18 protein-coding genes are annotated in these 19,922 nt (G+C 59.3%); 10 read left to right on the forward strand and 8 right to left on the reverse strand.

The window, feature by feature from the left end; translation table 11 throughout:
• Nucleotides 1-123: 123 nt before the first annotated feature.
• The 4 genes from hflD to ACLBW8_RS15755 form a co-directional block, all read right to left on the reverse strand.
• A complete protein-coding gene (gene hflD / locus ACLBW8_RS15740) occupies nt 124-747 on the reverse strand; it encodes a high frequency lysogenization protein HflD (RefSeq protein WP_016969254.1) in 624 nt (207 codons plus the stop codon).
• Complete coding sequence (mnmA, locus tag ACLBW8_RS15745) at nt 744-1,868, reverse strand: tRNA 2-thiouridine(34) synthase MnmA (RefSeq protein WP_447805775.1); 1,125 nt, start codon at nt 1,866-1,868, stop codon at nt 744-746. Before mnmA ends, hflD begins: the two co-directional genes overlap by 4 nt.
• 59 nt (nt 1,869-1,927) lie before the next feature.
• The gene (locus ACLBW8_RS15750) at nt 1,928-2,374 is read right to left on the reverse strand and encodes an NUDIX hydrolase (RefSeq protein WP_447805776.1); all 447 of its coding nucleotides are present in this window, start codon (nt 2,372-2,374) and stop codon (nt 1,928-1,930) included.
• Nucleotides 2,375-2,603: 229 nt separating this feature from the next.
• Nucleotides 2,604-4,829, reverse strand: coding sequence for an NADP-dependent isocitrate dehydrogenase (locus ACLBW8_RS15755; RefSeq protein ID WP_447805777.1), 2,226 nt, complete (start codon nt 4,827-4,829; stop codon nt 2,604-2,606).
• Nucleotides 4,830-5,322: 493 nt separating this feature from the next.
• Here ACLBW8_RS15755 and icd point away from each other — a divergent pair, with 493 nt between their 5' ends.
• Nucleotides 5,323-6,579 carry an NADP-dependent isocitrate dehydrogenase gene (icd, locus tag ACLBW8_RS15760; protein WP_064452894.1) on the forward strand — a complete coding sequence of 419 codons (1,257 nt, stop codon included), beginning with the start codon at nt 5,323-5,325 and terminating at the stop codon, nt 6,577-6,579.
• Nucleotides 6,580-6,662: 83 nt separating this feature from the next.
• Here the strand turns inward: icd and cspD are convergent, their stop codons facing one another.
• Entirely contained in the window at nt 6,663-6,944 is a 282-nt protein-coding gene (gene cspD / locus ACLBW8_RS15765) for a cold shock domain-containing protein CspD (protein WP_447805778.1), read from the reverse strand.
• A gap of 223 nt (nt 6,945-7,167) precedes the next feature.
• On the opposite strand from cspD, the gene clpS reads away from it, so the two are divergent.
• The gene (gene clpS / locus ACLBW8_RS15770; RefSeq protein ID WP_053256829.1) at nt 7,168-7,536 is read left to right on the forward strand and encodes an ATP-dependent Clp protease adapter ClpS; all 369 of its coding nucleotides are present in this window, start codon (nt 7,168-7,170) and stop codon (nt 7,534-7,536) included.
• Between the two features lie 29 nt (nt 7,537-7,565).
• Nucleotides 7,566-9,836 (forward strand): ATP-dependent Clp protease ATP-binding subunit ClpA, encoded by a 2,271-nt coding sequence (gene clpA, locus ACLBW8_RS15775; protein ID WP_064452892.1) that lies wholly within the window; start codon nt 7,566-7,568, stop codon nt 9,834-9,836.
• A 239-nt stretch (nt 9,837-10,075) separates the two neighbouring features.
• On the opposite strand, the gene infA is transcribed toward clpA, so the two are convergent.
• From infA to aat, 3 genes are all read right to left on the reverse strand, one after another.
• Nucleotides 10,076-10,294 (reverse strand): translation initiation factor IF-1, encoded by a 219-nt coding sequence (gene infA, locus ACLBW8_RS15780; RefSeq protein ID WP_002553999.1) that lies wholly within the window; start codon nt 10,292-10,294, stop codon nt 10,076-10,078.
• Between the two features lie 100 nt (nt 10,295-10,394).
• Nucleotides 10,395-11,102, reverse strand: a complete 708-nt coding sequence (locus ACLBW8_RS15785; RefSeq protein WP_221295072.1) for an arginyltransferase — start codon at nt 11,100-11,102, stop codon at nt 10,395-10,397.
• Nucleotides 11,103-11,158: 56 nt separating this feature from the next.
• Nucleotides 11,159-11,839 carry a leucyl/phenylalanyl-tRNA--protein transferase gene (gene aat / locus ACLBW8_RS15790; RefSeq protein ID WP_064452891.1) on the reverse strand — a complete coding sequence of 227 codons (681 nt, stop codon included), beginning with the start codon at nt 11,837-11,839 and terminating at the stop codon, nt 11,159-11,161.
• A 356-nt stretch (nt 11,840-12,195) separates the two neighbouring features.
• On the opposite strand from aat, the gene ACLBW8_RS15795 reads away from it, so the two are divergent.
• The 7 genes from ACLBW8_RS15795 to cysG are packed head-to-tail and all read left to right on the forward strand — an operon-like array spanning nt 12,196 to nt 19,837.
• Entirely contained in the window at nt 12,196-12,363 is a 168-nt protein-coding gene (locus ACLBW8_RS15795; protein WP_447805909.1) for a hypothetical protein, read from the forward strand.
• A complete protein-coding gene (locus ACLBW8_RS15800) occupies nt 12,338-14,743 on the forward strand; it encodes a DNA translocase FtsK (RefSeq protein ID WP_447805779.1) in 2,406 nt (801 codons plus the stop codon). The genes ACLBW8_RS15795 and ACLBW8_RS15800 overlap by 26 nt, the downstream gene beginning before the upstream one ends.
• A gap of 54 nt (nt 14,744-14,797) precedes the next feature.
• Nucleotides 14,798-15,421, forward strand: coding sequence for an outer membrane lipoprotein chaperone LolA (gene lolA, locus ACLBW8_RS15805; RefSeq protein ID WP_064452889.1), 624 nt, complete (start codon nt 14,798-14,800; stop codon nt 15,419-15,421).
• Nucleotides 15,422-15,448: 27 nt separating this feature from the next.
• On the forward strand, nt 15,449-16,771 hold the full coding sequence (locus ACLBW8_RS15810) for a replication-associated recombination protein A (protein ID WP_447805780.1): 1,323 nt from the start codon (nt 15,449-15,451) through the stop codon (nt 16,769-16,771).
• On the forward strand, nt 16,771-17,145 hold the full coding sequence (crcB, locus tag ACLBW8_RS15815) for a fluoride efflux transporter CrcB (protein WP_024076158.1): 375 nt from the start codon (nt 16,771-16,773) through the stop codon (nt 17,143-17,145). The genes ACLBW8_RS15810 and crcB overlap by 1 nt, the downstream gene beginning before the upstream one ends.
• Before the next feature lie 16 nt (nt 17,146-17,161).
• Nucleotides 17,162-18,442: a serine--tRNA ligase gene (gene serS, locus ACLBW8_RS15820; RefSeq protein WP_447805781.1), complete on the forward strand. Its 1,281-nt coding sequence runs from the start codon at nt 17,162-17,164 to the stop codon at nt 18,440-18,442.
• Nucleotides 18,443-19,837 carry a siroheme synthase CysG gene (cysG, locus tag ACLBW8_RS15825; protein ID WP_128587991.1) on the forward strand — a complete coding sequence of 465 codons (1,395 nt, stop codon included), beginning with the start codon at nt 18,443-18,445 and terminating at the stop codon, nt 19,835-19,837.
• The last annotated feature ends 85 nt before the right edge of the window (nt 19,838-19,922 follow it).

Raw genomic sequence — 19,922 nt, forward strand, 5'->3', positions numbered from 1 at the left:
GGTGTTCTCGGACAGTCGGGCAACGAAATGGGGCGCGTATCATACATGAAAAAATTCGCCGGTCCGTTGCCAACTGACCGGCGTATTACGCGTAACGGCTTGAAAATGGCCTGTCGGTGCGACTTATTCGTTGCGCATCAACGGGTAAAGCTCTTTGAGCAATTTGCGACGACTGATCACCAGTTGCCAACGATGGCCGCCCAATTGCCGCCACAACCGTGCCGAGCGAATACCGGCCAGGAGCAGGGCGCGGATTTTCGAGGCGTTATTGGGTTGCTGCAGGTTGCGCATGTCGCCGTGGACCTGGATTCGCTGGCGCAAGGTGCTCAAGGTGTCCTGGTACAGCGCGCCGCAGGCGGCGATCACGTTTTCGTGGGCCGGGCCGAAGTGTTCCACCTGGGACTGAATCTGCGGCAGGCGTTTGCCGATGGTTTCGAGCATGTCCTCGCGTTTGGCCAGTTGGCGCTCAAGGCCGAGCATGGACAGCGCGTAGCGCAATGGCTCGCGCTGCAAGGTGCTCGGGTCGCGCTCGAGGGCGCCGATCAGCGCGCGATAACCTTCGCGCAGCGCCAAATCGTCACCGCCATAGACTTCCAGGGTGTCCTTGGGGTCGCGGATCAGCAAGCTGCCGAGCATGCAGGTCAGGCCGGCTTCGGTGACCTGGCCGGTCTTGGCGATCTTGTCGACCAGTACGGCAGCGAGGAAAACCCCGCCGAGTGCCGTCAATTGCTCCTGGGTCGGGCTCATGCCGGGTTGCTCCAGGGCTCGGCGACTTCAATCACGCCACCGCCCAGGCAAATTTCGCCGTCATAGAACACCACGGACTGGCCAGGAGTGACCGCGCGTTGCGGGTCATCAAAGGTGGCGCGATAGCCGGTGGCGGTTTTTTCCAGGGTGCAGGGCTGATCACTCTGGCGATAGCGCACTTTGGCGGTCAGGCGGCGCGGAGTGCTCAAGTCGACAGGGTTGACCCAGTAGATCTCCGAAGCGAGCAGGGCGCCGGAGAACAGCAGTGGGTGTTCATTGCCCTGGCCGACGATCAGCACGTTGTGCTCCAGATCCTTGATCAGCACGTACCACGGCTCTTCGCCGGCGTCTTTCAAACCGCCGATACCCAGGCCCTGGCGCTGACCGATGGTGTGGTACATCAGGCCATGGTGACGGCCGATGACTTCACCTTCGGTGGTTTTGATCTCGCCCGGTTGCGCCGGCAGGTACTGCTTGAGAAAGTCGCTGAAACGGCGCTCACCGATAAAGCAGATCCCGGTGGAATCCTTTTTCTTGGCGGTGGCCAGGCCGTGTTTCTCGGCAATCTTGCGCACCTCGGGCTTTTCCAGCTCGCCTACCGGGAACAGGGTCTTGGCGATCTGTTCGCCGCCGACGGCATGCAGGAAGTAGCTCTGGTCCTTGTTCGGGTCCAGGCCTTTAAGCAGTTCGGTGCGACCCTCGATGTCGCGACGGCGCACATAGTGGCCAGTGGCGATCAGGTCGGCGCCGAGGATCATGGCGTAGTCGAGGAACGCCTTGAACTTGATTTCGCGGTTACACAGGATGTCCGGGTTCGGCGTGCGGCCTGCCTTGTATTCGGCCAGGAAGTGCTCGAACACGTTGTCCCAGTACTCCGCGGCGAAGTTGGCGGTGTGCAGCTTGATGCCGATCTTGTCGCACACGGCCTGGGCGTCCGCCAGGTCGTCCATGGCGGTGCAGTATTCCGTTCCATCGTCTTCTTCCCAGTTCTTCATGAACAGGCCTTCCACCTCATAACCCTGCTCCATGAGCAGAACGGCGGAAACGGAAGAATCCACGCCGCCGGACATGCCGACGATGACGCGCTTCTTTTGTGTGTCAGAAGGGGCTGGATCACGCATAGGGTTTCAACGGGTGTCTTGAAAAAGGACGCGATTCTATCAGGCCCAAGCCCTCAAGGCTAAAGAGAAGGGCGGATCAATTCGAGACTGTGGCGCTGGCCGGCCAAATAATCATCGATACAGCGGATGATCAGCTCGCTGCGCCAGTCGTCGCGCAAGGCCATCAGCTCGTCACGGGTGAGCCAGCGGGCGCGGATGATGCCCTCGTCCAGTTGATACTCCGGGTGGTGTCTGAGGGCCTTGGCGGTGAAACACACGCGCTGGTAGGTCACACCATTGCTGGGCGCGGTGTACAGGTAAATCCCGACAATGCCGGTGGCTTCGACGTCCCAGCCGGTTTCTTCGAGGGTCTCGCGCACGGCGGCTTCGGTCAGGGTTTCGTTCGGGTCCAGGTGGCCGGCGGGCTGGTTGAGCACGGCGCGCCCGCCCTTGAGTTCTTCGACCATCAGGAAGCGGCCGTTGTCTTCGACGAGGGTGGCGACGGTGATGTGGGGTTGCCAGGTCATTCAAAACCTCGATTCATGGTGCGGTGCGGTCTTTGGGCAGGATTGCAGTCAGTGTGGGAGCGGGCTTGCTCGCGAATGCAATGCGTCAGATATGCATCGGGCGACTGGCACACCGCATTCGCGAGCAAGCCCGCTCCCACATTTTGATCCGGTTTCTTCAGCAAAAAGCGCAGTGGGCAGAAACAGAAACCCCGGCACGGGGCCGGGGCTTCTTTGCATCCTTACAACCTTACTTCAACTTGGCAATGGCCGCGTTGAGGGTGTTGCTTGGGCGCATGGCTTTGCTGGTCAGCTCCGGGTTCGGCGCGTAGTAGCCACCGATGTCCACTGGCTTGCCCTGTACGGCGTTCAGCTCGGCAACGATGGTCGCCTCGTGTTCGCTCAGGGTTTTAGCCAGCTCGCCGAACTGCGCTTGCAGTGCCGTGTCTTCGGTCTGGGCGGCCAGGGCTTGAGCCCAGTACAGCGCCAGGTAGAAGTGGCTGCCGCGGTTGTCGATATTGCCGACTTTGCGCGATGGCGACTTGTTGTTGTCGAGGAACTGGCCGGTGGCCTGGTCCAGGGTCTTGGACAGCACCAGGGCTTTCGGGTTGTTGTAAGTCACACCCAAATGCTCAAGGGAAGCGGCCAGGGCCAGGAACTCGCCCAGGGAATCCCAGCGCAGGAAGTTCTCTTCAACCAGCTGTTGCACGTGCTTGGGAGCCGAACCGCCGGCGCCGGTTTCGAACAGGCCACCGCCGTTCATCAGCGGTACGATCGACAGCATCTTGGCGCTGGTGCCCAGTTCCATGATCGGGAACAGGTCGGTCAGGTAGTCGCGCAGTACGTTGCCGGTCACCGAGATGGTGTCCTGGCCCTTGCGGGTACGCTCCAGGGTGAACTTCATCGCGTCGACCGGCGACATGATGCGGATGTCCAGGCCTTCGGTGTTGTGGTCTTTCAGGTAAGCCTGAACTTTCTCAACCACGACGCCGTCGTGAGCGCGCTGTGGGTCCAGCCAGAAAATCGCTGGGGTGTTGCTGGCGCGGGCACGGTTGACGGCCAGTTTGACCCAGTCCTGGATCGGTGCGTCTTTGGTCTGGCACATGCGGAAGATGTCGCCGGCTTCAACAGCCTGTTCCATCAGCAGGGTGCCCTTACTGTCGGTGACGCGCACGACGCCGTCAGCCTTGATCTGGAAGGTCTTGTCGTGGGAGCCGTACTCTTCGGCTTTCTTCGCCATCAGGCCAACGTTTGGCACGCTGCCCATGGTGGTTGGGTCGAAAGCGCCATGCGCCTTGCAGTCTTCAATGACGGCTTGGTAGATGGTGGCGTAGCAGCGATCCGGGATCACCGCCTTGGTGTCGTGCAACTGGCCGTCGGTGCCCCACATTTTGCCGGAGTCACGGATCATTGCCGGCATCGAGGCGTCGACGATCACGTCGCTCGGCACGTGCAGGTTGGTGATGCCTTTGTCGGAGTTGACCATCGCCAGGGAAGGGCGAGCGGCGTAGACCGCCTGAATGTCAGCTTCGATCTGTGCTTGCTGGTCGGCAGGCAGTGCCTTGATGCGAGCGTACAGGTCGCCGATGCCGTTGTTCAGGTTGAAGCCGATCTGCTCCAGCACGACAGCGTGCTTGGCCAGGGCATCTTTATAGAACTCGGCAACGATCTGGCCGAACATGATCGGGTCGGAGACCTTCATCATGGTGGCTTTCAGGTGAACCGACAGCAGCACGCCTTGTTTCTTGGCGTCTTCGATTTCAGTGGCGATGAAGCTGCGCAGGGCTTTCTTGCTCAGCACGGCCGTGTCGATGATCTCGCCGGCTTGTACCGAGGTCTTTTCTTTCAGTACGGTCGCGGTGCCGTCTTTGGCGATCAGCTCGATCTTCACAGCGTCAGCGGCTTCGATCTGTACGGCTTTTTCGCTGCCGTAGAAGTCGCCGTTGCTCATGTGAGCGATGTGCGATTTGGAGTCCGCAGCCCAAGCGCCCATTTTGTGCGGGTGCTTGCGGGCGTAGTTCTTGACCGACAGCGGTGCGCGGCGGTCGGAGTTGCCTTCGCGCAGGACCGGGTTCACGGCGCTGCCCTTGACCTTGTCGTAACGTGCACGGGTTTCTTTTTCCGCGTCGGTGGTTACGGTTTCCGGGTAGTCCGGCAGGGCGTAGCCCTGGGCCTGCAGTTCCTTGATCGCAGCTTGCAACTGCGGGGTCGAGGCGCTGATGTTAGGCAGCTTGATGATGTTGGCTTCAGGCGTAACGGCCAGGTCGCCCAGTTCGGCGAGGTGGTCCGGGACAGCCTGGGTACCCAGTTGCTCGGGGAAGCTTGCGAGGATGCGCGCGGCCAGGGAGATGTCGCGGGTTTCCACGGCAATATCAGCGGAAGCGGTAAAGGCCTCTACGATAGGCAGCAGTGAATAGGTGGCGAGGGCTGGTGCTTCGTCGGTGAAGGTGTAGATGATCTTCGAGCGGGTGGGCATATTCGGATTAACTCTCTTCTTTGCTGAAAGCGTGCGCAGAAACTCGAGATGCGCCGGGTGGAGCGCGTTCGTTCAAAGTCATCCATGAGCGAAATGTCGAGGTTTCTTCGCGGTGATGTTGGGTTGCATCAGTCGAGCGTCAAGCGGGTGGACTATTGTAATAGTCCTGCTTTCTGGCTGAGGGCTACTGTCTAGAGCGGTCAGCTGTCGTGACTCTTGGGTCAGCGGCGGCATTATACATAGGTCGCTATGCTTACGCCGAGCCTTCATACAAAAGGTGAGTCGTCCATTGGTCTAAAGGTCGCAGGGCCCGGACTGCGACCAAAGTCGCACGATGTGCTCAAGATTGGCGATTTTGCCTTTGCTTTCAAGCTTGTAGACGACCAAATATGCTGTTTTCGATGCAAATGAGCCTGGCGCGAGGTTTCGGTCGCCATTTATCTGGAGTAGGCTCGAACGCAGCCAGATGTTCAATCCATAGATGGAGTTCAGCATGGGATACAAGAAGATTCAGGTTCCGGCAGTCGGCGACAAAATCACCGTCAATGCAGACCATTCTCTCAATGTTCCTGACCAACCGATCATCCCTTATATAGAAGGCGACGGTATTGGCGTCGACATCAGCCCTGTGATGATCAAGGTGGTCGATGCAGCTGTTGAAAAGGCTTACGGCGGCAAGCGCAAAATCTCGTGGATGGAGGTTTATGCGGGCGAGAAGGCGACTCAAGTTTACGACCAGGACACCTGGCTGCCCCAGGAAACCCTGGATGCGGTCAAGGATTACGTGGTTTCCATCAAGGGCCCGCTGACCACGCCGGTTGGCGGCGGCATTCGTTCGTTGAACGTGGCCCTGCGTCAACAGCTCGACCTGTATGTGTGTCTGCGCCCGGTGCGTTGGTTCGAAGGCGTGCCCAGCCCGGTCAAGAAGCCTGGCGATGTCGATATGACCATTTTTCGCGAGAACTCCGAGGATATTTACGCCGGTATCGAGTGGAAGGCCGGTTCGCCGGAAGCGATCAAGGTGATCAAGTTCCTGAAAGAAGAGATGGGTGTCACCAAGATTCGCTTCGATCAGGACTGCGGCATCGGGATCAAGCCAGTGTCCCTGGAAGGTACCAAGCGCCTGGTGCGCAAAGCCCTGCAGTATGTCGTGGATAATGACCGCGACTCGCTGACGATCGTGCACAAAGGCAACATCATGAAGTTCACCGAAGGTGCCTTCAAGGAGTGGGCCTACGAAGTGGCGGCTGAAGAGTTCGGTGCGACACTGCTCGACGGTGGCCCGTGGATGCAGTTCAAAAATCCGAAAACCGGCAAGAATGTGGTGGTCAAGGACGCTATTGCCGATGCGATGCTCCAGCAGATCCTGTTGCGTCCGGCCGAATACGATGTGATCGCGACCCTCAACCTGAACGGTGACTACCTCTCCGATGCCTTGGCGGCGGAAGTGGGCGGTATCGGTATTGCCCCGGGGGCCAACCTGTCGGATACCGTGGCAATGTTCGAAGCCACCCATGGCACCGCACCGAAATACGCAGGCAAAGACCAGGTAAACCCCGGTTCATTGATTCTGTCGGCAGAAATGATGCTGCGGCACATGGGGTGGACGGAGGCGGCTGACTTGATCATCAAGGGCACCAATGGTGCTATTTCGGCCAAGACCGTGACCTATGACTTCGAGCGCCTGATGGAGGGCGCCAAGCTGGTGTCGTCTTCGGGCTTTGGTGATGCGCTGATTTCGCACATGTAAACAGCAGGCAAGAAAAAACCGGCCGTCTCAAGTGGATTGAGGTGGCCGGTTTTTTTATTGCAATCTGCAGGCTCAGTGGCGGATCAGGCCATTACTGTCTTTTCTTTGTGAGCCGCTGGGATTGCGGGGTTTTCGTGTACTTCGGTTTTTACTACCTCGATCTTCACTGCGTGCAGTCCTTTCGGTCCCTGAATGGTTTCAAAGCTCACCGCTTGACCTGCTTTCAGTGTCTTGTAGCCGTCCATGGTAATTGCCGAGTAATGCGCAAAAAGATCTTCTTCGGGTTTTCCTTCCGCGTTAACGAACCCGAACCCTTTGGCATTATTGAACCATTTGACCTTGCCATTGATCTTGACGCCAGACATACCATATCCCTCTGCACCAGACTCCATCACTGGAGTATCATCCAGTTTATCCGTCCTAACCCGAATAAATAAGGTTGACTGCGCGGACCTTTTTTACCCACTGTGGGTTCTATTGGTTGTAACACCGATTCGCCGATAGTCAAGGCGACCGTATAGTCAGAGTTGAAATTCCGGCAGGTCGCCCCCATCACCGTATTTGAACCACTGACGAACCTTTCTTTCCATGCATGCAATCAGCCAGATTCGACTAACATTCAATCAGGATCGCCCGGATCAGGAACACGATGACGACGGTTCTGCAGGCATTGCTGTTCAGGAGGCTAAGCCTGCTCTACAGGCGCCGCCGATGTACAAGGTGGTTTTGTTCAATGATGACTACACACCGATGGATTTCGTGGTCGAAGTGCTCGAGGTGTTTTTTAACCTGAACCGCGAGTTGGCGACCAAGGTAATGCTGGCCGTTCACACAGAAGGACGGGCAGTATGTGGAGTGTTTACCCGCGACATCGCCGAGACAAAGGCCATGCAGGTCAACCAGTACGCCAGGGAAAGCCAGCATCCGCTACTCTGTGAAATCGAGAAGGACGGTTAACGCCGACCACTTGGGTATGAGGTGAAGCTATGTTAAACCGCGAGCTCGAAGTCACTCTCAATCTTGCCTTCAAGGAGGCTCGTTCGAAGCGTCATGAATTCATGACCGTCGAACACCTGCTGCTGGCACTTTTGGATAACGAAGCTGCCGCCACCGTTCTGCGTGCGTGCGGCGCCAACCTCGACAAACTCAAGCATGACCTGCAGGAGTTTATCGACTCCACCACGCCACTGATCCCCGTGCATGACGAGGACCGTGAGACCCAGCCGACGCTGGGCTTTCAGCGGGTATTGCAGCGTGCTGTGTTCCACGTACAGAGCTCCGGTAAGCGTGAAGTCACAGGTGCCAACGTGCTTGTGGCGATTTTCAGCGAACAGGAAAGCCAGGCAGTGTTCCTGCTGAAACAGCAGAGCGTTGCCCGTATTGATGTCGTCAACTACATCGCCCACGGTATCTCCAAGGTGCCTGGGCACGGCGATCATTCCGAGGGTGAGCAGGATATGCAGGACGACGAGGGCGGTGAGTCTTCTTCTTCGGGCAATCCACTGGATGCCTATGCCAGTAACCTCAATGAACTGGCGCGCCAGGGGCGGATCGATCCGCTGGTGGGGCGTGAGCTTGAGGTTGAGCGTGTAGCGCAGATCCTCGCGCGTCGTCGCAAGAACAATCCGTTGCTGGTGGGTGAGGCGGGCGTGGGTAAAACCGCGATCGCCGAAGGCCTGGCCAAGCGCATTGTTGATAACCAGGTGCCTGACTTGCTGGCCAACAGCGTCGTCTACTCCCTTGATCTCGGTGCGTTGCTCGCCGGGACCAAGTACCGCGGCGATTTCGAGAAGCGCTTCAAGGCGCTGCTCGGCGAGCTGAAAAAACGCCCGCAAGCGATCCTGTTTATCGATGAGATCCACACCATCATTGGTGCCGGTGCGGCATCCGGTGGGGTGATGGACGCCTCCAACCTGCTCAAGCCATTGTTGTCGTCGGGTGATATCCGCTGCATTGGCTCGACCACGTTCCAGGAGTTTCGCGGGATTTTCGAAAAAGACCGCGCCCTGGCGCGTCGCTTCCAGAAAGTCGACGTGTCCGAGCCTTCGGTTGAAGACACCATCAGCATCCTGCGCGGGCTCAAGGGGCGTTTTGAAGCGCACCATGGCATCGAGTACACCGATGAGGCGTTGCGAGCGGCTGCTGAGCTGGCGTCGCGCTACATCAATGATCGCCACATGCCGGACAAGGCGATCGACGTGATCGACGAAGCAGGGGCCTACCAGCGCCTGCAGCCGGTCGAGAAACGCGTGAAACGCATCGACGTGCCTCAAGTCGAGGACATCGTGGCGAAGATCGCGCGGATTCCGCCAAAACACGTCAACAGTTCCGACAAAGAGCTGCTGCGTAATCTGGAGCGCGACCTCAAGTTGACCGTGTTCGGTCAGGATGCGGCCATCGACGCGCTGTCCACAGCGATCAAGTTGTCGCGTGCGGGCCTCAAGTCGCCGGACAAACCGGTCGGTTCGTTCCTGTTTGCAGGCCCTACCGGCGTCGGCAAGACCGAAGCGGCGCGGCAGTTGGCCAAGGCCATGGGTATCGAGCTGGTGCGTTTCGACATGTCCGAATACATGGAGCGCCACACCGTGTCGCGCCTGATCGGTGCGCCTCCAGGTTATGTGGGGTTCGATCAGGGCGGTCTGTTGACCGAGGCGATCACCAAGCAGCCGCATTGTGTATTGCTGCTCGATGAAATCGAGAAGGCCCACCCGGAAGTCTTCAACCTGCTGCTGCAGGTCATGGACCACGGGACCCTGACCGACAACAACGGGCGCAAGGCGGACTTCCGCAATGTCATCGTGATCATGACCACCAATGCGGGTGCTGAAACCGCTGCGCGAGCCTCTATCGGCTTTACGCATCAGGATCACTCCTCTGATGCGATGGAAGTGATCAAGAAGAGCTTCACGCCGGAGTTCCGCAACCGTCTGGACACCATTATCCAGTTTGGTCGCCTCAGCCATGAGGTCATCAAAAGCGTGGTGGACAAGTTCCTTACCGAGCTTCAAGCGCAGTTGGAAGACAAGCGCGTGCAGCTGGACGTGACGGATGCGGCGCGCAATTGGCTGGCACAGGGTGGCTACGATTCGGCAATGGGCGCTCGCCCAATGGCGCGTCTGATCCAGGACAAGATCAAGCGGCCACTAGCCGAAGAGATCCTGTTTGGCGAGCTTTCCGATCATGGCGGTGTGGTACACATCGACTTGAAGGACGGCGAGTTGACCTTCGAGTTCGAAACCACGGCCGAAATGGCCTGATAGCTGACTGCAACACAGCAAAAAGGCGCCGAAAGGCGCCTTTTTGCTGTCTGTTCCAACCACTGAAAATCAAATGTGGGAGGGGGCTTGCTCCCGATGACGGTGTGTCAGTCGCTGAATATATTGACTGGCCCGCCGCTATCGAGAGCAAGCCTCCCCTCCCGCAGGGTTTGCAGTGTCAGGCAAATAGCTCACACACAAAAACGCCCGGCATAACCGGGCGTCTTGTATTGACTTGATTAACGAGCGCGGTAAGTGATGCGCCCTTTGCTCAAGTCATAGGGCGTCAGCTCGACGCGCACTTTGTCGCCGGTAAGAATACGAATGTAATTCTTGCGCATCTTGCCGGAGATATGCGCGGTTACGACGTGCCCATTTTCCAACTCCACACGAAACATGGTGTTGGGCAGGGTGTCGACGACAGTGCCTTCCATTTCGAAGCTGTCTTCTTTCGACATGCAGTAAAGCCCTCGGTATCCAGTGAATGGCCCGGTGCAACTGCGCCAGGCAAAAGCGGCGTGCATTGTGCCCGAAAAAGGGTGTTCAAGCCAAGGGGTTCTAGTTAAGCGTTACCCATCTTTGATTAATCAGTAGCTCAATGGGCCGATATTGGGTCTTGTAGTTCATCTTTTTGCAGTTCTTGATCCAGTATCCGAGGTACACCGCTTCCAGTTCCAGACGCAGGGCTTCACCGACTTGCCAGAGAATGGCGAAACGCCCGAGACTGCGACGTTCTTCCATGGGTTCATAGAAGGTGTACACCGCCGACAGGCCGTTGGGCAGCAGGTCGGTTACGGCGACCGCCAGCAGGCGCCCGTCCAGGCGGAACTCGTAGAAGCGGCAGAAGGGCAAGTCGCGCACCAGAAATGTCGAAAACTGATCGCGGCTGGGCGGAAACATGTCGCCGTCGGCATGACGCTGCTCGATGTAGCGTTGGTAAAGATCGAAATATTCTTCGCTGAAGTGCGGTTTGGTGGCGGTGACTGTCAGGTCGGCATTGCGCTTGAGGATGCGTTTCTGGTTGCGGTCCGGCAAAAACTGCGCGACCGGGATGCGTGCCGGCACGCAGGCATTGCAGTTCTGGCAATGCGGACGGTACAGGTGATCACCGCTGCGCCGAAAACCCATCTCTGAAAGGTCGGCATACACATGCACATCCATGGGCTGGCTGGGGTCGAGGAACAGCGTGGTGGCCTGCTCGTCGGGCAGATAGCTGCAGGAGTGGGCTTGAGTGGCATAAAACTTCAAGCGCGCCAGCTCGGTCATGATCAACCCTCGGGATAAGCTTTGAAATAAGTGTAAGCCAGGTGCAAGGAAGTCGCCTAGGAAACCCACGGTCCAGAGCTGCTTTGGTCCAAATGGTTGCGCAGGAACTCAGCGAAATCACTGCGCGGTATGGCGCGGGCGCCAAGGCTGTGCAAGTGATCATTGGGCATTTGGCAGTCGATCAGCACAAAGCCCCAGGCCTGTAGCTGACGGGTCAGTGTGGCAAAGCCGAACTTGGAGGCATTGTCGGCGCGGCTGAACATGGATTCGCCAAAAAATAATTGGCCCATCGCCAGGCCGTAAAGGCCGCCGACCAACTGCCCTTCATCCCACACTTCCACCGAGTGCGCGTAGCCGCGCTGGTGCAGCTCCAGGTAGGCGTTCTGGATGCCCTCGGTGATCCACGTGCCGTCCGCATAGCTGCGCGGCGCGGCGCACGCCTGGATGACGGCGGCGAAGTCCTGGTCGAATGTCACGGTATACCGCTGCTGGCGCAATAATTTGCCGAGGCTGCGCGAAACATGCAATTCGTCGGGGAATATCACCGTGCGCGGGTCTGGAGACCACCAGAGAATGGGCTGGCCTTCAGAGAACCACGGAAAGCAGCCATGGCGATAGGCCTGGACCAGTCGTTCGGCCGACAGGTCGCCACCGGCGGCCAGTAAGCCATTGGGTTCGCGCATGGCCTTGGCCAGTGGCGGAAAAGTCAGGGAATCGCGTTGCAACCAGGTCAGCATGGCATCCAGGCTTACGGAAGGTGAGGGGAGTGGCAGGTGAGTCGTCTGCCGCAAGAGCGCTGATTATTGTCGACATAGCGCTGTGGGGCCAGCCCGAATAGGGCATTGAACGGTATTAGCGTGAGCGGGTGTTTCTGCAACTCTACGCCTGAGGCGCGGTCGTAATCGGGTCTGTGCCGTGGAGGCCAATGGCCAAGCTTGCCTGGTTTGCTAAATACAGCTCATAAGCCTTTGTCAGCAAAGGCAATGCATGCTCAAATTGAACAGGCTGTGACGCTTCAATTGTCTAGGCTGCCGGGTGAAGGGCAAGTACGTGGCATCGCCGACGCAAACCCGTACAATGTGGCCATTATGGCGTGATCGTCATTTCATCGATCCATCATCCGGTGTTAAAAAGTAGATTCAACGACGCTCGTTCATTTTTCAGCTGCTCGGATTGGGCAGTATTTGCAGTCATTCAACAGATGGACGCGCTAAAGGCGCAGGAAAAGACCCGTTTTGAAGAAATCCGCCGCAACACCTAAAGCAGCAGTCGTGCCGGCCTGGCGTCAGCACCTGCACTACCGACTCAAGGAAGGTGCGCTGATCGCCATTGGCGCCCTGTGCCTGTTCCTGATGATGGCCTTGCTCACCTATGGCAAGGACGATCCGGGCTGGAGCCACAACAGCAAGATCGAAGACGTGCAGAACTTCGGCGGCCCCGCCGGTTCCTACAGCGCCGATATTCTGTTTATGGTGCTGGGCTACTTTGCCTACATCTTCCCGCTGCTGCTGGCGATCAAGACCTGGCAGATCTTCCGCCAGCGTCACGAGCCGTGGCAGTGGAGCGGCTGGCTATTCTCCTGGCGCCTGATCGGCCTGGTGTTCCTGGTGCTCTCCGGCGCGGCACTGGCGCATATTCATTTCCACGCACCCACCGGCCTGCCGGCGGGCGCGGGCGGGGCGCTGGGCGAAAGCCTTGGCGACCTGGCGCGCAAGACCCTGAATATCCAGGGCAGCACCTTGATGTTTATCGCGCTGTTCCTGTTCGGCCTTACCGTGTTCACCGACTTGTCGTGGTTCAAGGTGATGGACGTGACCGGCAAGATCACGCTCGACCTGCTCGAGCTGTTTCAGGGCGCCGCCAACCGCTGGTGGTCGGCCCGGGTTGATCGCAAACGCATGGTTGCGCAACTGCGCGAGGTCGATACCCGTGTCAACGAAGTGGTGGCCCCGAGCACACCGGACCGACGTGAGCAAGCCAAGGTCAAGGAGCGCCTGATCGAACGCGAACAGGCCCTGAGCAAGCACATGTCGGACCGCGAAAAGCAGGTGCCGCCAGTGATTACGCCAGCGCCGGCCAAGGCGCCCGAGCCCAGTGCACGTGTGCAGAAAGAGAAGCAGGCGCCGTTGTTTGTCGACAGCGCCGTCGAAGGCACCTTGCCGCCGATCTCGATTCTCGACCCGGCCGAAAAGAAACAGCTCAACTATTCCCCGGAGTCGCTGGCGGCCGTAGGTCACCTGCTGGAAATCAAACTCAAGGAATTCGGCGTCGAAGTCACCGTGGATTCGATCCACCCAGGTCCGGTCATTACCCGTTACGAGATCCAGCCGGCCGCTGGCGTCAAGGTCAGCCGTATTTCCAACCTGGCGAAAGACCTGGCGCGCTCCCTGGCCGTAACCAGTGTGCGGGTTGTGGAAGTGATTCCCGGCAAGACCACCGTCGGTATCGAGATTCCCAACGAAGACCGCCAGATCGTGCGCTTCTCCGAGGTGCTGTCGACTCCGGAATACGACAACTTCAAATCGCCGGTCACCTTGGCCCTGGGCCATGACATCGGCGGCAAGCCGGTGATTACTGACCTGGCGAAAATGCCGCACTTGCTGGTTGCCGGTACGACGGGTTCCGGTAAGTCGGTGGGTGTGAACGCGATGATCCTGTCGATCCTGTTCAAGTCCGGCCCCGATGACGCCAAGCTGATCATGATCGACCCGAAGATGTTGGAATTGTCGATTTACGAAGGCATTCCGCACCTGTTGTGCCCGGTCGTGACCGACATGAAGGACGCCGCCAACGCACTGCGCTGGAGCGTCGCCGAGATGGAGCGCCGCTACAAGCTGATGGCGAAGATGGGCGTGCGTAACCTGTCGGGCTTCAACGCCAAGGTCAAGGAAGCCCAGGACGCCGGCACACCGCTGACTGACCCTTTGTACAAGCGCGAAAGCATTCACGACGAAGCGCCGCTGCTGACCAAGCTGCCGACCATCGTGGTGGTGGTGGATGAATTTGCCGACATGATGATGATCGTCGGCAAGAAGGTTGAAGAACTGATTGCACGTATCGCCCAGAAGGCGCGGGCCGCCGGTATTCACTTGATTCTCGCTACCCAGCGTCCGTCGGTGGATGTCATCACGGGTCTGATCAAGGCCAACATCCCGACGCGGATGGCGTTCCAGGTCTCCAGCAAGATCGACTCGCGGACCATCATCGACCAGGGCGGCGCCGAGCAATTGCTCGGTCACGGTGACATGCTTTACATGCCGCCGGGCACCAGCCTGCCGATTCGTGTCCATGGCGCCTTTGTGTCCGATGACGAAGTGCACCGCGTGGTGGAAGCCTGGAAGCTGCGCGGCGCACCGGAATACAACGACGATATCCTCGCGGGCGTTGAAGAAGCCGGCAGCGGCTTCGACGGCGGCAGCGGTGGCGACGATGATGCCGAAACCGACGCGCTGTACGACGAAGCCGTGGCGTTCGTGCTCGAAAGTCGTCGTGCTTCTATCTCCGCAGTGCAGCGCAAACTGAAAATCGGCTACAACCGAGCCGCCCGCATGATCGAATCCATGGAAAATGCCGGCGTCGTGACTGCTATGAACACCAACGGCTCGCGTGAAGTCATCGCCCCAGGGCAGATGCGCGACTGATCACATGCCGCGTGGCAGCACGCGGCTCGCCCTAACGACTCAATGAGGACTCCCATGCGTCTTATCCGCATGCTGTTGTTGCCGGCACTGGCCCTGACGGCTGTTTCGGCCCACGCCGATCCGGCCTCCGTGGCCAGCCTGAAGAACCTGTTGGACAAATCCCAAACCCTCACCGCGCGCTTCTCTCAGTTGACCCTGGATGCCGGTGGCACCCAGCTGCAGCAAACCGAAGGTGAAATGGCTGTGCAGCGCCCAGGGCTGTTCTATTGGCATACTGAAGGGAAGTCCGAGCAGACCATCGTTTCCGACGGCCAGAAAGTCACGCTGTGGGACCCGGACCTGGAGCAGGCGACCATCAAGAAGCTGGACCCGCGCCTGAACCAGACCCCGGCGTTGTTGCTCTCGGGCGACGTGTCGAAAATCAACGACAGCTTCGAGATCACCTCCAAGCAAACCAGCAACGTTATCGAGTTCACCCTCAAGCCGAAATCCAAGGACACGCTGTTTGACAGCCTGAACCTGTCGTTCGGCAACGGCGTGATCAATAACATGCGCCTGATCGACAGTGTTGGCCAACGCACCGATATCCTGTTCTCCGGGGTCAAGGCCAACCAGCCGGTGCCGGCATCCAAGTTCAAGTTCGACATCCCCAAGGGTGCCGATGTGATCCAGGAATAACCTGCCCAGAGGTTTCAAACGCTGCCCATGGACCTGTTTCGAAGTGACCCGATTGCTCAGCCCCTGGCCGCACGCTTGCGTTCGACCAACCTGGATGAGTACGTCGGGCAAGAACACCTGCTCGCTCGCGGCAAGCCATTGCGCGAAGCCCTGGAGCAGGGGGCGCTGCACTCGATGATTTTCTGGGGGCCGCCGGGCGTGGGTAAAACCACCCTGGCACGGCTGCTGGCGAAAGTCTCGGACGCACACTTCGAAACGGTTTCTGCGGTGCTGGCCGGGGTCAAGGAGATCCGCCAGGCGGTGGAAGTCGCCAAGCAGCAGGCCGGGCAATATGGCAAGCGCACCATCCTGTTCGTTGATGAAGTGCACCGCTTCAACAAGTCCCAGCAGGATGCGTTTTTGCCGTATGTCGAAGACGGCACGCTGATCTTTATTGGCGCGACCACCGAAAACCCTTCGTTTGAACTCAACAACGCCTTGCTCTCACGGGCGCGCGTCTACGTGCTCAAGAGCCTGGACGAAGCGGCGATGCAAAAGCTGTTGCACCGCGCCTTGACCGAAGACAAGGGCTTGGGCAAGCGCCAGCTCAGTCTCGGTGACGAAGGCTTCAAGATTCTGCTGAGCGCCGCCGATGGCGACGGCCGCCGTTTTCTGAACCTGTTGGAGAATGCCTCCGACCTGGCCGAGGACGGCAGCGAGATCGGCGTCGATCTTCTGCAAAGTTTGCTCGGCGACACCCGCCGCCGTTTCGACAAGGGCGGTGAAGCCTTTTACGATCAGATCTCGGCGCTGCACAAGTCTGTGCGCGGTTCCAACCCCGACGGCGCGCTGTACTGGTTTGCGCGGATGATCGACGGTGGCTGCGATCCGCTGTACCTGGCGCGCCGCGTGGTGCGCATGGCCAGCGAAGACATTGGCAACGCCGACCCGCGCGCGCTGAGCCTGTGCCTGGCGGCCTGGGAGGTGCAGGAGCGCCTTGGCAGCCCGGAAGGCGAGTTGGCCGTAGCACAGGCCATTACGTATCTGGCCTGCGCGCCAAAAAGCAACGCGGTGTACATGGGCTTCAAATCGGCCCTGCGCGCTGCTGCCGAACACGGCTCGCTCGAAGTACCGCTGCACCTGCGCAACGCCCCGACCAAACTGATGAAACAGCTGGGCTACGGCGACGAATACCGTTATGCCCATGATGAGCCGGACGCCTATGCCGCCGGCGAAGATTACTTCCCCGATGAGCTTGAGCCGCAGCCGTTCTACCAGCCGGTGCCTCGTGGCCTGGAGCTGAAGATCGGTGAAAAGCTCAATCACCTCGCCCAACTCGATCGCCTCAGCCCCAAACAGCGGAGAAAGTAGTGCTCAAGACGATTCTTGCCGTGTCCGTAGCCGGCATCGCTGGTACATTATTGCGTTTCGCCACCGGTACTTGGGTCAACGCCAACTGGCCGAAGCATTTTTATGCGGCGACCCTGGCGGTCAACCTGGTGGGCTGCTTGATCATCGGGCTGTTGTACGGGTGGTTCCTGTTGCGCCCGGAAGTGCCGATTGAAATTCGGGCCGGCTTGATTGTCGGCTTTGTAGGCGGTCTGACGACCTTTTCATCCTTTTCACTGGATACGCTGCGCCTGCTGGAAAGCGGGCAGGCCCTGGTAGCCTTCGGTTACCTGGGCATCAGCGTGTTCGGCGGGCTGCTCGCCACCTGGGCTGGCCTGTCCTTGACCAAACTTTGATAAACGAGAGACCGACATGCTCGATTCCAAACTGTTACGTAGCAACCTTCAGGACGTAGCGGACCGCCTGGCATCCCGTGGCTTTGCCTTGGATGTTGCGCGCATCGAAGCGCTGGAAGAACAGCGCAAGACCGTCCAGACCCGCACCGAAGCACTGCAGGCTGAGCGTAATGCGCGTTCCAAATCCATCGGTCAGGCCAAGCAGCGCGGCGAAGACATTGCGCCGTTGATGGCGGACGTCGAGCGCATGGGCACCGAGCTGTCCGACGGCAAAGTCGAGCTGGAAGGCATTCAGAGCGAGCTGGACTCGATCCTGCTGGGCATTCCCAACCTGCCGCACGAGTCGGTACCGGTTGGCGAAGACGAAGACGGCAACGTCGAAGTGCGCCGCTGGGGCACGCCAAAAGCCTTTGATTTCGAGATCAAGGATCACGTCGCCCTGGGCGAATTGACCGGTGGCCTGGATTTCGAAACCGCCGCCAAGATGTCCGGCGCGCGCTTTGCCTTGCTGCGCGGTCCAATTGCACGGATGCACCGTGCCCTGGCGCAGTTCATGATCAACCTGCACACCGGCGAACACGGCTACGAAGAAGCCTACACCCCGTACCTGGTGCAGGCACCGGCGCTGATGGGTACCAGCCAGTTGCCGAAATTCGAAGAAGACCTGTTCAAGATCAGCCGCGATGGCGAAGCCGATCTGTACCTGATCCCGACGGCCGAAGTGTCGCTGACCAACATTGTGGCCGGCGAGATCCTCGACGCCAAGCAGCTGCCGATCAAGTTCGTCGCCCACAGCCCATGCTTCCGCAGTGAAGCCGGCGCGTCGGGGCGCGACACCCGCGGCATGATCCGCCAGCACCAATTCGACAAGGTCGAGATGGTGCAAGTGGTTGAGCCATCGACCTCCATGGAAGCCCTGGAAGGCCTGACCGCCAACGCCGAGCGCGTCCTGCAACTGCTTGAGCTGCCTTACCGCGTGTTGGCGCTGTGCACCGGCGACATGGGCTTCAGCGCCGTGAAGACCTACGACCTTGAAGTGTGGGTGCCGAGCCAGGACAAATACCGCGAAATTTCGTCGTGCTCCAACTGCGGTGATTTCCAGGCGCGTCGCATGCAGGCGCGTTTCCGTAACCCGGAAACCGGCAAGCCGGAACTGGTGCACACCCTCAACGGTTCGGGCCTGGCGGTAGGCCGCACCCTGGTAGCCGTGCTGGAAAACTACCAGCAGGCTGACGGTTCGATCCGTGTACCTGAGGTGCTCAAGCCTTACATGGCGGGCGTTGAGGTCATCGGCTAAATGGAATTTCTGCCGCTGTTTCATAACCTGCGCGGCAGTCGTGTGTTGGTCGTCGGTGGCGGGGAGATTGCGTTGCGCAAATCCCGGCTGCTGGCCGACGCCGGTGCGTTGCTGCGGGTGGTTGCTCCCCAGATCGAAGACCAGTTGCGTGAACTGGTACTGGGCAGTGGCGGGGAACTGATTTTACGCGGTTATCAGGAGCCCGACCTTGAGGGTTGCACCCTGATTATCGCCGCGACTGACGACGAGCCGCTGAACGCGCAAGTGTCCAGTGATGCCAAGCGTCGCTGCGTGCCGGTCAATGTGGTGGACGCGCCAGCCTTGTGCAGCGTGATCTTCCCGGCAATTGTCGACCGTTCGCCCCTGGTGATTGCCGTGTCCAGCGGCGGCGATGCGCCGGTGCTGGCGCGCTTGATCCGGGCCAAGCTGGAAACCTGGATTCCTTCCACTTACGGCCAGTTGGCCGGGTTGGCGGCGCGTTTTCGTGCCCAGGTCAAAGGCTTGTACCCGGACGTTCAGCAGCGTCGTGCGTTTTGGGAAGAGGTTTTCCAAGGCCCGATCGCCGACCGTCAGTTGGCCGGGCAGGGTGCTGAAGCTGAGCGCTTGTTGATCGAGAAGGTTAACGGCGCGCCACCGTACGCGCCAGGTGAAGTCTATTTGGTGGGCGCAGGCCCGGGTGATCCGGACCTGCTGACCTTCCGCGCCCTGCGCCTGATGCAGCAAGCCGACGTGGTGCTGTATGACCGTTTGGTTGCTCCGGCGATTCTTGAACTGTGCCGCCGGGATGCCGAGCGTATTTACGTCGGCAAGCGTCGCGCCGATCATGCCGTGCCGCAAGACCAGATCAACCAGCAATTGGTGGATCTGGCCAAGCAAGGCAAGCGTGTGCTGCGTCTAAAAGGTGGCGATCCGTTCATCTTTGGCCGTGGTGGCGAAGAGATCGAGGAATTGGCGGCCCATGGCATTCCGTTCCAGGTAGTGCCGGGAATCACTGCCGCCAGTGGTTGCGCGGCCTATGCCGGGATTCCGCTGACGCACCGTGACTATGCCCAGTCGGTACGTTTTATCACCGGGCATTTGAAGAACGGGACGTCAGACCTGCCTTGGCAGGATCTGGTGGGGCCGTCGCAGACCCTGGTGTTCTACATGGGTTTGATTGGCTTGCCGATCATCTGTGAACAACTGATCAAGCACGGTCGCGCAGCGGATACCCCGGCGGCGTTGATCCAGCAGGGCACCACGTCCAATCAGCGCGTGTTTACCGGCACCCTGGCGGACTTGCCGCGCATGGTGGCGGAGCATGAAGTGCATGCGCCGACCTTGGTCATCGTCGGTGAAGTGGTGGTGTTGCGCGAGAAGCTGAAGTGGTTTGAGGGCGCGCAGTCCCAGGTCTGAGCCTTAAAAGCATCGCGGGCAAGCCCGCTCCCACATTGGCCTGTGTGCACAGATCCAAATGTGGGAGGGGGCTTGCCCCCGATGA

It is taken from the genome of Pseudomonas sp. M5A4_2d, from assembly GCF_053345295.1.